General features: G+C 39.8%; 11 protein-coding genes and 4 tRNA genes. 9 read left to right on the forward strand and 6 right to left on the reverse strand.

All coding sequences use genetic code 11. From position 1 onward, the window contains the following. Positions 1-24: 24 nt before the first annotated feature. Positions 25-1,026, reverse strand: a complete 1,002-nt coding sequence (locus CSB87_RS07970; protein WP_004884742.1) for a sulfate ABC transporter substrate-binding protein — start codon at positions 1,024-1,026, stop codon at positions 25-27. 400 nt (positions 1,027-1,426) lie between these two features. On the opposite strand from CSB87_RS07970, the gene CSB87_RS07975 reads away from it, so the two are divergent. The 8 genes from CSB87_RS07975 to CSB87_RS08010 all read left to right on the forward strand — a co-directional run bounded on the left by CSB87_RS07975 (position 1,427) and on the right by CSB87_RS08010 (position 6,451). Next, on the forward strand, positions 1,427-1,726 hold the full coding sequence (locus tag CSB87_RS07975; protein WP_002051642.1) for a hypothetical protein: 300 nt from the start codon (positions 1,427-1,429) through the stop codon (positions 1,724-1,726). 117 nt (positions 1,727-1,843) lie between these two features. Continuing rightward, on the forward strand, positions 1,844-3,352 hold the full coding sequence (gene gltX / locus CSB87_RS07980; protein ID WP_002051704.1) for a glutamate--tRNA ligase: 1,509 nt from the start codon (positions 1,844-1,846) through the stop codon (positions 3,350-3,352). A 57-nt stretch (positions 3,353-3,409) separates the two neighbouring features. Next, positions 3,410-3,485: transfer RNA gene (locus CSB87_RS07985), tRNA-Ala, on the forward strand. Between the two features lie 25 nt (positions 3,486-3,510). Further along, positions 3,511-3,586: transfer RNA gene (locus CSB87_RS07990), tRNA-Glu, on the forward strand. A 131-nt stretch (positions 3,587-3,717) separates the two neighbouring features. Continuing rightward, a complete protein-coding gene (locus tag CSB87_RS07995; protein WP_031953440.1) occupies positions 3,718-5,136 on the forward strand; it encodes an amino acid permease in 1,419 nt (472 codons plus the stop codon). Between the two features lie 116 nt (positions 5,137-5,252). Beyond that, on the forward strand, positions 5,253-6,137 hold the full coding sequence (locus CSB87_RS08000; protein WP_004711635.1) for a hypothetical protein: 885 nt from the start codon (positions 5,253-5,255) through the stop codon (positions 6,135-6,137). A 134-nt stretch (positions 6,138-6,271) separates the two neighbouring features. Continuing rightward, positions 6,272-6,347 (forward strand) — tRNA-Glu (locus CSB87_RS08005). A gap of 28 nt (positions 6,348-6,375) precedes the next feature. Then, positions 6,376-6,451, forward strand: a tRNA-Glu gene (locus CSB87_RS08010). 92 nt (positions 6,452-6,543) lie between these two features. Here CSB87_RS08010 and CSB87_RS08015 read toward each other — a convergent pair. Continuing rightward, complete coding sequence (locus CSB87_RS08015; protein WP_002051758.1) at positions 6,544-7,491, reverse strand: hypothetical protein; 948 nt, start codon at positions 7,489-7,491, stop codon at positions 6,544-6,546. A 274-nt stretch (positions 7,492-7,765) separates the two neighbouring features. Here CSB87_RS08015 and CSB87_RS08020 point away from each other — a divergent pair, with 274 nt between their 5' ends. Continuing rightward, complete coding sequence (locus CSB87_RS08020; RefSeq protein ID WP_002051673.1) at positions 7,766-8,104, forward strand: membrane protein; 339 nt, start codon at positions 7,766-7,768, stop codon at positions 8,102-8,104. Between the two features lie 19 nt (positions 8,105-8,123). Here the strand turns inward: CSB87_RS08020 and CSB87_RS08025 are convergent, their stop codons facing one another. The 4 genes from CSB87_RS08025 to CSB87_RS08040 form a co-directional block, all read right to left on the reverse strand. Continuing rightward, positions 8,124-9,080 carry a cation diffusion facilitator family transporter gene (locus tag CSB87_RS08025; RefSeq protein WP_002051646.1) on the reverse strand — a complete coding sequence of 319 codons (957 nt, stop codon included), beginning with the start codon at positions 9,078-9,080 and terminating at the stop codon, positions 8,124-8,126. 131 nt (positions 9,081-9,211) lie between these two features. Next, positions 9,212-12,370 carry an efflux RND transporter permease subunit gene (locus tag CSB87_RS08030; RefSeq protein WP_031953441.1) on the reverse strand — a complete coding sequence of 1,053 codons (3,159 nt, stop codon included), beginning with the start codon at positions 12,368-12,370 and terminating at the stop codon, positions 9,212-9,214. Continuing rightward, the gene (locus CSB87_RS08035) at positions 12,360-13,568 is read right to left on the reverse strand and encodes an efflux RND transporter periplasmic adaptor subunit (RefSeq protein WP_031953442.1); all 1,209 of its coding nucleotides are present in this window, start codon (positions 13,566-13,568) and stop codon (positions 12,360-12,362) included. The genes CSB87_RS08030 and CSB87_RS08035 overlap by 11 nt, the downstream gene beginning before the upstream one ends. Next, positions 13,568-14,977, reverse strand: a complete 1,410-nt coding sequence (locus tag CSB87_RS08040) for a TolC family protein (protein WP_004711625.1) — start codon at positions 14,975-14,977, stop codon at positions 13,568-13,570. The genes CSB87_RS08035 and CSB87_RS08040 overlap by 1 nt, the downstream gene beginning before the upstream one ends. Between the last annotated feature and the right edge of the window lie 49 nt (positions 14,978-15,026).

Below are 15,026 nucleotides of genomic sequence, written 5' to 3' on the forward strand. Positions count from 1 at the left end.
ACTAGGGAGCTGCCCATATTTTATTTACTGTTTCCCATCATAAATCTGATCAAAGATAGCCCCATTGGCAAAGTGAGTTTGCTGGGCTTTTGCCCAGCCACCAAAAACATCATTAATCGTAAATAATTTAATTTTTGGAAATTGTGCTGCATATTTAGCAGCGACTTGAGGATTACGTGGACGAAAATAATGTTTCGCAGCCAACTCTTGCCCTAACGGTGAATATAAAAAGTTGAGATAGCCTTTTGCTAAAGTACGGTTACCGTCCTTATCGACTGTCTTATCTACAATCGCAACAGAAGGCTCTGCCAAAATTGAAATCGATGGGTACACAATTTCATATTTATCTTTATCGAGACCTTTCGTTGCCAATAATGCTTCATTTTCCCAAGAAAGTAGAACATCTCCAATTCCACGCTCAGCAAATGTAGTAAGCGAACCACGGGCTCCCGAATCTAGCACCTTAACATTGTGATAAAGTTTTTTAACTAGCTCTTTTGCTTTGGCGTCATTGCCACCAGGCTGTTTTAAAGCATATCCCCACGCAGAAAGATAAATCCAGCGCGGTGCTCCACCCGTTTTCGGATTAGGTGTAATAATTTCAACACCTGGTTTAATTAAATCATTCCAATCACGGATATTCTTTGGATTACCTTTTCTAACCAGAAACACCACTGTAGAGGTATAAGGCGCAGAGTTATTAGGAAACTCTTTTTGCCAGTTTGGCTGGATATATCCAGCTTTAACAATCTCATCAATATCATTTGCTAAAGCCAAGGTTACTACATCGGCTTGAAGACCAGTTGCTACAGCTCGCGCCTGTTTTCCGGAGCCCCCATGGGATTGTTTAAAATCGACATCCTGACCGGTGCGTTGTTTCCAGAATTTTCCAAATGCCTGATTATATTCTTGATAAAATTCACGCGTTGGATCATAAGAAACATTTAAAAATGTAGTCGCAGCCTGTACTGCACTTACTGCTAACCCCATATATGTAGCGACCGCAATTTTTACTATTCTTTTCATTTATAAATACCAATTTTACTTTTAAACTATACTACATTTTTATATTTTAATTTTTCTATCAAACACTTATAACAATTCAAGGTTTACTAATCACTTTAAACGATATCACTCACGCTTACTTTTTATTCATAATTTCGAAAAGTTTTGTAATTATTCTTATAGTTTATTTATAGTCTTCACTTTATCTACACATTAATTTGTTAAATAATGAGACGTAATGGATACAGATAGGCTACATTTGAAAGATACCAACGTAAAATAAAGGTATTTTTTGTAAAAAGTGTGACATGGTTCTACTTTTTTATTAAAATTTATGTTTGAATCGTAGCGTTACCGTAATTTTACATTTGGTTAAACTCAAAAAATAGACGAAATGTACGTACTGAGGGGATGAGTAAAAATGAAAATTAAGTATGGAAAAGCTTTGAGTTTGGGTTTGGTGCTCAGTTTTGCATCACAATTATCAGTTGCCGCAGCACTCAAAGACACACCAACCAAAAGCGTTTCTGACCGCCAGTCTTCGCTTATTGAAAAAGCACTCGACCAGCAAAAACGCAATACTATAGCTCTACCATCTACAGATGATGAGTTAAAAGTACTTAACACTATTCGTGTGACACCTACTCAAAACTTTCTTGCAGCACAGCATGAACGTTTCTCACGTTTTGTTCAGGCCATCTTCCAGCCACATACTTCTTAATATTTGAAACGCCCCCTCATCGTTTCAACTTAAGCCCAGTCTGCCGTTAAATAAAAACGTCAGAATACTGGGCTTTTTCGTTATAATAGTTTCAATTTTTATTTTGACCCATTATCTATGAAAGTTCGTACTCGTATTGCACCTTCTCCTACTGGTTTCCCACATGTTGGTACTGCCTATATTGCTTTATTCAATATGTGTTTTGCGAAACAACATGGCGGGGAATTTATTTTAAGAATTGAAGATACCGACCAACTTCGCTCTACACCAGAATCTGAAAAAATGATTTTAGATTCTTTACGCTGGTTAGGTTTAAATTGGTCTGAAGGTCCAGATGTGGGTGGTCCACACGCGCCTTATCGCCAATCAGAGCGTATGGGAATTTATAAGCAATACGCGTTAGAACTTGTTGAAAAAGGCCATGCTTTTTACTGTTTCGCGACAGCAGAAGAACTTGATCAAATGCGTGCCGAACAGCAGGCTCGCGGTGAAACACCAAAATATGACGGCCGTGGTTTAAAACTTTCTCAAGAAGAAGTAACTCGCCGCCTAGAAGCAGGCGAACCTCATGTCATCCGTATGAAAGTTCCAGAAGAAGGTGTATGTAAATTTAACGACTTACTCCGTGGGGAAGTAGAAATTCCTTGGGCACAAGTCGACATGCAAGTCCTTCTTAAGACTGATGGTTTACCAACTTACCATTTAGCGAATGTCGTTGATGACCATTTAATGGAAATCACTCATGTATTACGTGGTGAAGAATGGCTTCCATCTGCACCGAAGCATCAATTGCTTTACCAATACTTTGGTTGGGAAATGCCAACACTTTGCCATATGCCATTGCTACGTAATCCAGATAAATCGAAGTTATCTAAACGTAAAAATCCAACATCAATTAACTACTACCGCGATATCGGCGTCCTACCAGAAGCCTTACTCAACTATTTAGGCCGTATGGGCTGGTCAATGCCAGATGAGCGTGAAGTATTTACCCTGCAAGACATGATGGATCACTTTGATATTCAACGTGTATCTTTAGGCGGCCCAATTTTCGATGTTGAAAAACTCAATTGGTTAAATGGTCAATGGATTAAAGGTTTAACACCAGGCCAGCTACTAGACCGTTTACTTACTTGGAAGAGTGACCGCAATACATTAGAAGATATTGCTGCTGCAATTCAACCGCGTATTAATTTACTTTCTGAAGCAGTAAATTGGGCTGGTTTCTACTTTAACCATATGCCACAAATTACAGCCGAAATGTTTGAAAGTAAAAAATTGACTCAAGAACAAGTTCGCCAAAGCTTACAATTTGCTATTTGGCGTCTTGAAAGTCAGTTTACTTGGAATAATGACACGGTTAGCCAAACATTAATGGACTTGGCAAATCAAATGGGTATTAAATTACGTGATTTTATGCCTGCTTTCTTTATCGCAATTGCTGGCTCAACCAGTTCAACACCAGTGATGCAATCAATGGTTACGCTTGGTCCAGATTTAACCTTTGCTCGCTTACGACATGCATTAGAAATTGTTGGTGCCCCGAGTAAAAAAGAGGTAAAAAACTGGGAAAAGCTCAATGAAAGCTTAAAACTGCCGAAAAATGAAGCAACTAGCGAAGCTTAATTCATTTTTTTGTTGACGTGTGGGCGCATTCACCCTAATATTGCGCTCACACAAACTGGGGCCATAGCTCAGTTGGTAGAGCGCTACAATGGCATTGTAGAGGTCAGCGGTTCGATCCCGCTTGGCTCCACCAAGATCCTTTGTGTTTGCCTCATCAAGTCCCTATCGTCTAGAGGCCTAGGACATCGCCCTTTCACGGCGGTAACCGGGGTTCGAATCCCCGTAGGGACGCCATTTTCTATTTTAAAAATTCCTTTTAAAGACTCTATCGTCACCTTCCTGTCTATTCTTTGACACCTTCTTGATTGCACATTTGTCTATTTTATCTAAAATAGCGTCTTTCTTAAATTCTCTCAATGTGTAATATGCAGCCATCTGACAATCAACTAGATGCTCAGCATCAGAACAGTACTGCACCTTTAAAAAGAGCCATGAGTACTCGCCACCTTGTGATGTTATCGCTAGGCGGTGCAATCGGTACTGGTTTATTTTTGGGTTCAGGGGAAGTCATTTCACAAACTGGACCTATTGGCGCAATTATTGCCTACATTCTTGGGGGTGCAATTGCTTACATGGTTATGCTCTGTTTAGGCGAGCTGGCTGTGCACATGCCTGTTTCTGGTTCTTTTGGTGCATATGCCCAAAAGTACATTAGTCCAAGTACAGGTTACATGATTTCATGGATGTATTGGCTAACATGGACAGCAACGTTAGGGACCGAGTTTACCGCCGCTGCCCTACTCATGCAGGAATGGTTTCCGCAAATTTCAATGTGGATCTGGACACTTATTTTTGCAGTGACGATTTTTGGACTAAATATTAGTTCAACTCGAGTATTTGCTGAATCTGAGTTCTGGTTAGCGCTTGTTAAGGTTGTTACCGTTATTGCCTTTATTGTGCTTGGGTTATTAGCCATTTTTGGTTTAATTCCTTTTCATGGTGCTCAAACTGCTCCTCTGTTTAGTAATTTAACAGCCCAAGGCTGGTTCCCACACGGTTTCCTCCCTATCTTTACTACCATGCTGATTGTGAATTTTGCGTTCTCTGGGACAGAACTAATTGGTGTGGCTGCTGGTGAAACTAAAGATCCTGCACAAAACGTCCCTAAAGCGATTAATGCTGCAATCTGGCGCCTTCTTATTTTCTTTGTCGGCACCATTATTGTGATCAGTGCATTACTCCCTTTCCAGCTTGCAGGCTTAAGCAGTGAAAGTGTAAGTAGCAGTCCTTTCGTTACTGTATTTAATTACATTGGTATTCCATATGCAGATGATATCATTCGTTTTGTAATTATTACTGCACTGCTCTCAGCCGCCAATTCAGGTTTATATGCCGCTTCACGCATGATGTGGTCTTTATCAGAACAAAAGCTTCTTCCAAGTGTATTTGCCAAGCTTTCAAAAAGTGGGACACCTATTGTTGCTTTAGTAGTCACCATGTTTGGCGCAATCCCAGGTTTGTTATCGGAACAGTTTGCACCTGAAACCATCTTTAAAAACTTACTCGGCGTTGCAGCTTTCACCATGGTTATTGTCTGGATGAGTATCTGTTTAAGTCAGTTCAATTTCCGTAGACACTGGTACCGAGCTGGACATACGGTTAAAGATTTAAAATATGCTGCACCATTATTTCCTATTGTCCCAATTTTAGGTTTTCTATTCTGCTTTATTACCTGTTTAAGTATGGCAGCGGACCCTCAAATGCGAGCAGGTTTTGTAGGTTGCTTAATTTTTACGGCTTTATGCTATATCAGTTATTTTATTTTTTATCGCCATAAGACCTAAGTACTTGTAATTAAAAAGTGTAGCAAAAAGCTACACTTTTTTTTGTTTAGATACTGGCTTTATAGAATCTACCGTTGTAGATTAAAATTTATATTAAAAACAATTCCTTGTATACAATGAAAATTATATTTATCCATGGGATGAATCAACAAAATTACACAGCACATCGTTTAAAAGAGCACTGGCTAAGAGTCTTTAAACTGGGCTTAAAACAATTGCACTGTAGAGTTAATTTAAGAGATTTACATATACACATGCCTTTTTATGGCGATTTAATGACGAAATATCAACTCTCTAATCAATTAGATTTAAACACCTTACTTCCAAAATCCTTTAACTTTCATTTGCCTATCCATTTACACTCACAAGCCAACACACCTAAGGAACATACTCCTTTTGTGCCACATCTTCCTCTTTCCCCCGATCAACCCGCAGAAAGCTTATCAGAACGTTTATATCTGACTTCACAGTTAGTAAAAGATCGCGTTCTTAAAGAAATGGTGGTTCTTTTAAATAATTTTCCTAAATTACATGAGAGCTTAATTCAACAATTCTTGATTGAAACTTACATGTACTTATCTAATCCTGATTTTATGTACGAAGTTCATCAAAGAATTTTAAAACAAATGCATGATGATGAAGATTGTATTGTAGTCGCCCACTCTTTAGGTTCCGTAATCGCATTTCACTTGTTATCAGACCCGGCTTATCACTTTTCAGTACAACGCTTTGTTACCTTAGCTTCACCACTTTCTTTTCGGGTGATCCAAAGTAAACTCCCTATTCCAATTGAACGACCAAAATGCCTCAATGGCGATTGGTATAATTTCTACTCAAAAGATGATTTTTTAACAGCTTTCCCATTAAGTGAAGCACCTTTTAATTTCACTCCACCAATTATCAATCAAGAAATTTTTACTTTTGCGAACCAACCCCATGAAATTGTAGGGTACTTACAACACCATGCAGTCATCAAAGCAATTATTGAACCTTTTCAATAAAAATTAGCCATAAATGCCTATATTTTCTATAATTTGAGTTATTTTTAAGCGCTTGAATGTTTTTTTTAATATTTCTTTAGAAAACTATTTGACACTTTTATTAAATCGACCTAATATACGCCCACCTCTGAAACGTCCCTATCGTCTAGAGGCCTAGGACATCGCCCTTTCACGGCGGTAACCGGGGTTCGAATCCCCGTAGGGACGCCAATATTTTTCAGATGTATGCCTCATATAAGTCCCTATCGTCTAGAGGCCTAGGACATCGCCCTTTCACGGCGGTAACCGGGGTTCGAATCCCCGTAGGGACGCCAAATTCTAAAAAGCCACTGCATGAAGACAGTGGCTTTTTTCTTATCTACGCAATAAAAAAGCTGATCATCAATCAGCTTCTCATTTATGTAATTTAATTCGCAATTCCAACTTGGACTTCAAGACGACCTGATTGAACCCGTAGTCCTTTTATTTCGAATTGATCTACCAGTTGCTGCACAAGCTCCCGGCTTTCCCTCAAAATATTGAGTCCCGGTAAAATACTAAAGTCTGTCAAGCTTAAAAGTTTTTCTACCATCCATGAACGGTTGTTAATGAAATCAATAAACCCTGCCTGTTCAAGGTCAATAAACCACATACGGTGACCATCACGTTGAATACCCGGAATATCACGAATCAAATGATTAATCAGTGATGGTATAGGCAACATGTTAATGACTTCGAAACCTACTCGGCCGATACGACGGACTGCCCAATTCGACAATGTTCCACCATGTCGAATTTGTACATCTAGGCTTTCATCCATTTGACGTAAACGTAAGAATTTTTCTTGCCCAATACGGCATTCCAATACCCGAAAATCTAAACTCAGCCGATATAGGAAACGGTGATAGTGCCCATCGATTTCAACCTGAAACCGATCATTGCCACATTGAACTTTAATATCATCAATTTCTGAACGATCTATACGTTTACGAATTTGACTGTTTAACAACATCTCAGGTAAATATAAATTCAGCGTACTTTTCCCCAGAAAAGTACGAGCCATAATTAAGGCAACCTGACGTGCAGTTTCACTCGTTTCAGACACCATATCTCTAACAGTTCCTGCTGCCAGATTGGTCATGCCAACGACCCCACGCTTTGTGTGAGTTGTTACATGATCTAAAGCATCTAAGGCTGCATCTGCAACCTCTGCAAGATTACGTGTCGTATCACTAGCAAATCCGACGGCATCATGAGCATGTTGCAAGGTCTTATGCAGCAAACGGCGTGAGAATGACAGTTTTATAGGGTCAGGGTTCCCTGAAACTGTTGATGTCGTTATAGGCTCCGACTTATTGTCATCTTCTTGACCCAAGTCCCTCTCCTTTTTATATTTCTTTCGCATCCCATTAATCAGCTTTTCAGCTCATTTCCAGTGTTGAACACACTTGGTTTTTATCTAGATTAGCATGCTCTACGGTACTATTTTAACTTTTATGTGTACGCATAAATCATCATTTTTTCATATATGCTTGTTTCAAAAAAGTATTTTTATATCTAACTTTTATATCACTTTTTAAAAGCCCTACAATTTTTTTCCTTTCTTTGCATTTCCGTTAGAATAGATTCAAATTTAATGTGGAGCTGTCATGCAATATCGTTGCCCTCAATGTCAAAGTGTTAAAATTATGCCAGTAAGCCAAGGTGTTAACAGTGCCAAACCTGTTGTGCCTAAGAGCTTAGTGATTTTAGTTCCTGCCATTTTTGTACTATTACTCTTGGTTGTAATTAGTATTTTTATGTGGATTTTTGGCAATGGTGCAGGCACTTCTCTACAAATTGCAACGGTCGTTGTTTTTGTTGTGACTCTAGGGGCGGGTTTTATGTTCTGGCGTGATTTGCCGGACTTTAAATTGTCTATGCAAGCATTTATGCAGTCACAAAAACATTGGAAATGTCGTGACTGCAATCACGAATGGGAAATTTAAAAAAAGTATTCACATCAGCTTAGTGCTGATGTGAATGTTCTTTATCAGTCTCATCATGTTCATGTGAAGCATGTTGAGCGATATGCTGACAATTGATCTCGGCATCATCTTCAATTTGCAATGTCACTTCGCCAATACCATGCTCATGAGAAAGCATTTCAACAGCATCTTGATAGAGCTTAGTACGGTCAGCTTCAGGCGCAAATAAGTGCACAGTTAAATGAATGTTTTTAGAAGTAATCGCCCATACCTTGAGTTGGTGAATACTTTCAACACCATTTAAAGACAATAAATCTGCACGTAACTTTTCGATATCGACTTCTTCAGGTACGCCTTCGAGCAAAATATTAATACTTTGTTTCAGTAAAACCCAAGTTCTTGGTAATACCCAAAAACCAATCAATACCGCAATAATCGTATCGACCCAGTACCAGTTGGTGAAGTAAATCACAACTGCACCAATAATAACGCCAACCGAGCCTAGTGCATCACTCAACACCTCTAAATAAGCACCTTTCACGTTTAAGCTGTTATTGGCACTCGACATGAGGATTTTCATTGAGATAAGGTTAATCACTAAACCAATGGTTGCCACAATGAGCATGCCCACACTTTGAATTTCAGGCGGCTTAGAGAAGCGAATATAAGCTTCATATAAAATATAAATTGCCACTACGAAAAGCATGAGCGCATTAAATAATGCAGCCAAAATTTCAAAGCGCTGATAACCAAAAGTACGTTTATTATCGGCTGGACGCTTCGCAATCTGAATTGCAATCAGAGCAATTGCCAGAGCAGCGGCATCGGTAAACATATGCGCAGCGTCTGAGAGTAATGCCAAACTTTGTGTAATTAATCCAGCAACGACCTCAACAATTAAAAATGTTGAAGTTAGTGCTAAAGCAATCATTAATTTCTTAGCATTACCTTCAGTCACTACAGCATGACTATGATCATGACCATGTTGTCCACCCATTTTGCGGACTCCTTATTATTTATCTTTATGGTGAGGTAAAGATAACGATGGAAACATCACTACCTTTACCTCTTTCAAACACTTTTTTGAATTGACGCTGTCATCAAAAAAGATATCTCAAAACGATGACATTATGAATGCTCAGCGCTTTTCGCTTTGCTTTCATTCATCCATCGATAAATGACCGGTAATAAAACCAAAGTTAATATCGTAGATGAAATAATGCCACCGATTACGACCGTTGCCAAAGGTCGTTGCACTTCGGCTCCAGTTCCTGTTGCCAAAGCCATCGGAATAAAACCAAGTGAAGCAACAAATGCTGTCATTAATACTGGACGTAATCGTAATACCGCTCCTTTCCAGGTTGCCGCATGAACATCTAAAGTTGTTCTCAGCTCTTTAATAAACGTGAGCATGACCAAACCATTTAATACTGCAACACCCGATAAAGCGATAAAACCGACTCCAGCAGACATCGAAAGTGGTATATCTCTCAGCCATAAAGCCACTAATCCGCCAGATAAAGCGAAAGGAACTCCACTAAATACCAGTAAGCTGTCTTTAAAATTGCTGAATACAGCCATGAGCAACACAAAGATCATGATGAGCGCCATCGGCACGACGATTTGCATTCTTGCTGTAGCAGAAGCAAGATTCTCAAACTGTCCTCCATAGCCTAACCAGTAACCGCTAGGTAGCTTTTGCTGTGCCAGTTTGCTTTGCATCTCTTGTACAAAAGACCCAAGATCACGGTCACGCACATTTGCTGTCACAATGACACGGCGCTTACCATTTTCACGACTTACTTGAGCAAGGCCTAGAATATTCTCAACCTTAGCGACGTCTTGTAACTGAATCAGACCGCCATTTGGTAAGCGAATCGGTAACTGAGCTAATTGCTGAGGCGTACGCATGTTTTCCTGCAAACGAATCACAAAATCGAAACGTCTATCTCCCTGTAAAATTTGCCCTACACTCTGCCCTCCAATACTGGCAGCCACGATATCTTGAATAGATTTGACTGATAGACCGTATTGGGCAGCCAATGCATGATCAACATCTACATTTAGTAATGGCAAACCGTCAGTCTGTTCAACTTTGACTTCACTGGCACCCGGAATGCTACGTAGCTGTTGAGCTATTTTTTCCGCTTCCTGATTGAGAACCTGCATATCGTCCCCAAAAATTTTCACCCCAATATCACTACGTACACCTGAAATAAGCTCATTAAAACGTAGTTCAATCGGTTGTGAAAATTCACTGTTATTACCAGGAATCTGGTTCACGAACTGCAGCATTCTGGCACGCAGTTCATCTATCGTTTCTTTAGGGTTTGTCCATTGATCGTGTGGTTTTAATAAAACAATACCATCGGAAATATTAGGAGGCATGACATCTGTAGCAACCTCGGCTGTTCCTGTTCTTGCAAAAATGGCTTTAATTTCGGGAAAAGCTTTCAATAACTGCTTTTCCACATTCTCCTGAATCTTAAGCGACTCTTCTATGCCAGTGCTCGGTGCACGCATGAGTTGCAGTGCAAAATCACCTTCACTTAACTGAGGTGCGAACTCACTACCCACTCGTGTTGCAATTGCACTTGTCAAAATCAAGATGCTGACCGCTGCTGTGACAACAACATATCGGAAGGCATAAGCCTTATCGAGTAAGCCTGCATAACCTTTTTTCAAGGTCATCATCCAGCGGCTTTCTTTTTCCTTCACCTCACCCGTAACAAACAAAGCAACAGCTGCCGGCACAAAGGTCACAGATAAAATAATTGCTCCCAATAACGCTAAAACGACGGTCATTGCCATAGGATGGAACATTTTTGCTTCTACGCCTGCTAAAGCAAAAATTGGTAAGTACACGACCATAATGATGATCTGACCAAATATTAATGGACGTCGTGCTTGTTTAGCGGCTAGAAAGACCTCTGTAAAGCGTTCTGAACGTGTTAGTAAGCGACCTTTTAAATGCTGCGCTTCAGCTAAACGCCGAATACAGTTTTCAACAATAACAACTGCTCCATCGACAATGATCCCGAAGTCTAAAGCTCCCAAACTCATCAGGTTGGCACTGATTTTTTGTTCTGCCATGCCCGTTAAGGTAAAAAGCATTGCCAATGGAATAATACAAGCAGTGATTAAAGCGGCACGAAAGTTTCCTAAAAAAATGAACAGGATAACGATGACTAGAATCGCTCCTTCAATCAAATTTTTAGCTACTGTTTTAATTGCTTTATCTACGAGGCTACTACGATCATAGACTGTTTCAATCACCACACCCTGAGGGAGTGATCTTTGGATTTCCTGAACTTTTTGATCAATCGCTTTGGCAATCGTTTTACTGTTTTCACCCATCATCATCATGGCGATACCTAAAACAGTTTCCTGTCCATTATAGGTAGCACCACCAGTACGCAAATCATGACCAATCGATACTGAGGCCACATCAGCAACCCGTATAGGCAAACCGTTTTTCGTGGCGACCGTAACGTTCTGGATATCTTGTATCGACATCAGCATACCCGGAACACGAACTGTGAGTTGCTGACCATTCTCTTCAATAAATCCGGCACCGCGGTTTTCATTGTTATTTTGAAGCGCATCCTGTAAGTCGGTGAGTGGAATCTGCAACTGCTGTAACCGCGTCAGATCTGGTGAAACCACATAGGTTTTGTTGTATCCACCAATGCTATTAACCTCGGCTACCCCTTGTACACGTTGTAACTGGGGCCGAATAATCCAGTCTTGAATTTCACGCAGATCCATTGCGCTATAGGCTGAACCATCTGCTTTTTTAGCATTAGGTTCCGCTTTTACCACCCATTGATAAATCTCACCAAGTCCAGTTGAAATTGGAGACATTTGTGGATCAATACTATCGGGTAAAGCACTCTTAGCTTCTTGTAAACGTTGATTAATTAACTGTCTTGCCCAGTAAATGTCAGTACCATCCTTAAAGATAATCGTGACCTGAGAAAGACCATATCTGGAAATTGAACGAGTCTGTTCCAGATTTGGAATGCCGGACATGGCATTTTCAATCGGATAAGTAATCCTTTGCTCAACTTCCGGTGCTGTAAAACCATTAGCCTGACTATTGATTTGTACCTGTACGTTGGTGATATCTGGCACGGCATCAATTGAAAGTTTCTGGTAGCTATAAATTCCGACACCAATCCAAGCAATGACAAACATCATGACCCAAATGGCGTTATTAATTGAAAACTGAATGATCCGATCAAACAAACCTTCAGCCGCTGGCAAATCAGGTTTATTAATGTCCATGCTCAGCCTCCCCTTTTTCAAGTTCGGACTTGAGCAAGAAACTACCTTGAGTCACATATTGCTGCTTTTCAGTAATTCCGGATTTAACCTCAACCCATTGCGCATCTGAAGAATAATTGCCTAACTCCACAGTAACTGGAGCGAAATGAATTTTGTCCTTCTCCGGTTTTGCAACAAAGACAACATTCTTTCCATCAATCTGTTGTATCGCCGTCTTATTAACCCGTAATACAGTCGCTGCATTATTTTGTTTGAGTAATACATTGACCATTAAATTAGGGCGTAATTCTTTTGAAGGTGTCAGCACTTTGGCACGAACCTGTAAACGACCAGTTTGACTATCCGCTTCTGACGTTAAACTTTGTACCTGTGCTTTAAAAATATTGTTCGTTTGTAGCGATTTAAATTCAATTTCCTGATTAGGCTGAATATTGGTATTTGTACTTGGCAATACAAACTCAACCCATAGCTGATCTAGGCGATCAATAACAAATAACTGTTTTTCAGGGCCAATTTGCTCACCAATAACAATATCTTTACTGCTGATTACACCGCTTAAAGGTGCAGTTAAAACATATCGACCTTTACTTGAGCGAGTCGCTCCTAAGGCACTTAAACGGCTATTTGCAGCTTGTACCTGAATTTGCGCTTGACGATAAGCATTGTAAGCACGCTGATAATCTTGACGTGCTGAAACACCTTGCTCCCACAATTGTTTTTCACGCTGATAATCTTGCTGAGCTAATGTTAGCGCTTCTTGCGCCATGCTTAAGTTAGCTTGTTGATCGACCAAATCTGGTACAAATAAAGTCGCAAGCGCCTGTCCCTTTTCAACTTGTTGTCCCAGCGCAACATTTACACTATCCACTCGGGCAGAAAATGTTGAAGAGACATGTGCTTGCTGGTCTGTATTTACAACAAGTTTGGCAGGGTATGAGAGATTCTGCTCAACTTCTCCGCTCCCTACTTGCTCTAACTTCACACCATATTCAACCAGTTGCTTGGAAGTGAGATTTAAACTTCCTTCCTCTTTTTCAGTCTCTCCATGACCCGCTTCACCTTCTGCATGCCCTTCTTCACTTTTTTCAGTAGTGGACTGCTTTTTCCCTGAGAAAAATAACCAAGCACTTAAAGCAAGACAAGCAATCAGCAGCGAAAGAGCAATAATCCATTGGTTTTTCATTTTTTTAACTGACATTACTCTGCCCCTCCAACTGTTGGCAACTTATAGGTGTCTTGCCATAAATTTTGATTAATTTGATTTAATGCATCTCCGGACATCACCATATTTGGATCAATCCCGAGAGCTAAACTTTCAGCCTCAATAGCTTTTTGCCAAGCAGATTTAAGGAGTTGAACTTTCTTCAATCGTTGTTCTTGTAATTGCAGGGTAGATTGCTGAACATCAGTAATTGCAAATTTACCGACTTTGAAGCCAAGCAACATTTTCTCCTGTACCGTCTCTGATAAAGGAATCTGTTGCTCATTCATCAAGTTGTATTGCTGCTTTAAACCAGCCAACTCGTACTGTAGAGTACGAATAGAATCTAGGCTTTGCTTTTTATAAAAACTTTGCTGTTGGGCAATTAAATCAAGTTTGCTTTGGGCAATTTTCAGGGCATATTGCTGGCGATTAAAAATGTTTAAGGGAACCGCAATACCTACTCGAATCTGATTTTCGGTACTGCTCGTTTCTGCGGTTTTGCTACGAACCACGCCCATATTTACGGTAGGTGTTGGACGATTTTTTGCTTTTAAATAATTAATTTCAGAATTTTGTTGGATGGCTTGAAGTCGCATGGACTGTTCTAACAAATTCTGTTTTAAGTATTGATCGATGTCACCTTCATTTTTTAAAGGCCACGCACTTTTTATATCTGGACGTAAGGTGAAGTTATTTTCAGTTTCACCCCATAAGTTCGCCAATTTTCTTTTGGCACTACTTAGTGATAATTCAACTTCCTGATATAAACGTTGGTTTTCAACATGCGTCATTAAAGTCCGGTCTAAATCAACCTGAGCAATACTACCGGCCTGAAAGCGTAAACGAGTAGCATCTAAAAGGTTCTTACTCGTTTTTAATTGTGCTTTGGCAACTTCATGTTCAAGCTCCAAAATCGAAACTTGTGACCATAAATATTTGACAGCAAGCTTTAGCTGAGCATCATATAAAACCTGATTTAACTCAACTTGATTTTGCTGGACACTTGCCAGTTTTTTTGCTGCGGAACGTACACCAAAAACATCTAGTTTTTGCGATATACCAAGTTCTAGTTCCTGATCTTTTCCAGATTTAAAACCCGTTTGCTGTACAGAAACCGTCGGATTTTCCCATAACTGGCTCTGTCTGATATTGCTCTCTGCGATATCTTGTTGAGCTTGCCAAATTCCTGTTTGTGTCTGAAATTGCTTAACCTGCTCTAGTACTTGCTCAAACGTTAAAACATTCTGTACACGTTGCGGTTGAGTATTTTCAGCAAGGTTTTGATTTGAATTAGCCGCAGTTGTTACAACACTAGTTGAAAGCGCAACTGCAACAACTAATGATTTAAGTATCCAAGATGAGCTCAGACTAACGAAACGTTTTTCGTATATAAAAATAGACATAAAGTAACCCTATGAAATAAACAATATTTCTGGTGGGTTATTTTTCGGC

Origin of the sequence: Acinetobacter sp. AR_0276, from assembly GCF_003000705.1 — a bacterium.
GTDB lineage: Bacteria > Pseudomonadota > Gammaproteobacteria > Pseudomonadales > Moraxellaceae > Acinetobacter > Acinetobacter nosocomialis.

Excerpts from the sequence above, each read along its gene's own strand:
- CSB87_RS08020 (WP_002051673.1), top strand. The coding sequence starts at position 7,766 with ATGCAATATCGTTGCCCTCAATGTCAAAGTGTTAAAATTATGCCAGTA.
- CSB87_RS08000 (WP_004711635.1), top strand. The coding sequence starts at position 5,253 with ATGAAAATTATATTTATCCATGGGATGAATCAACAAAATTACACAGCA.
- CSB87_RS07995 (WP_031953440.1), top strand. The coding sequence starts at position 3,718 with ATGCAGCCATCTGACAATCAACTAGATGCTCAGCATCAGAACAGTACT.
- CSB87_RS08030 (WP_031953441.1), bottom strand. The coding sequence starts at position 12,370 with ATGGACATTAATAAACCTGATTTGCCAGCGGCTGAAGGTTTGTTTGAT.
- CSB87_RS08025 (WP_002051646.1), bottom strand. The coding sequence starts at position 9,080 with ATGGGTGGACAACATGGTCATGATCATAGTCATGCTGTAGTGACTGAA.
- gltX (WP_002051704.1), top strand. The coding sequence starts at position 1,844 with ATGAAAGTTCGTACTCGTATTGCACCTTCTCCTACTGGTTTCCCACAT.
- CSB87_RS07970 (WP_004884742.1), bottom strand. The coding sequence starts at position 1,026 with ATGAAAAGAATAGTAAAAATTGCGGTCGCTACATATATGGGGTTAGCA.
- CSB87_RS08035 (WP_031953442.1), bottom strand. The coding sequence starts at position 13,568 with ATGTCAGTTAAAAAAATGAAAAACCAATGGATTATTGCTCTTTCGCTG.
- CSB87_RS08040 (WP_004711625.1), bottom strand. The coding sequence starts at position 14,977 with ATGTCTATTTTTATATACGAAAAACGTTTCGTTAGTCTGAGCTCATCT.
- CSB87_RS07975 (WP_002051642.1), top strand. The coding sequence starts at position 1,427 with ATGAAAATTAAGTATGGAAAAGCTTTGAGTTTGGGTTTGGTGCTCAGT.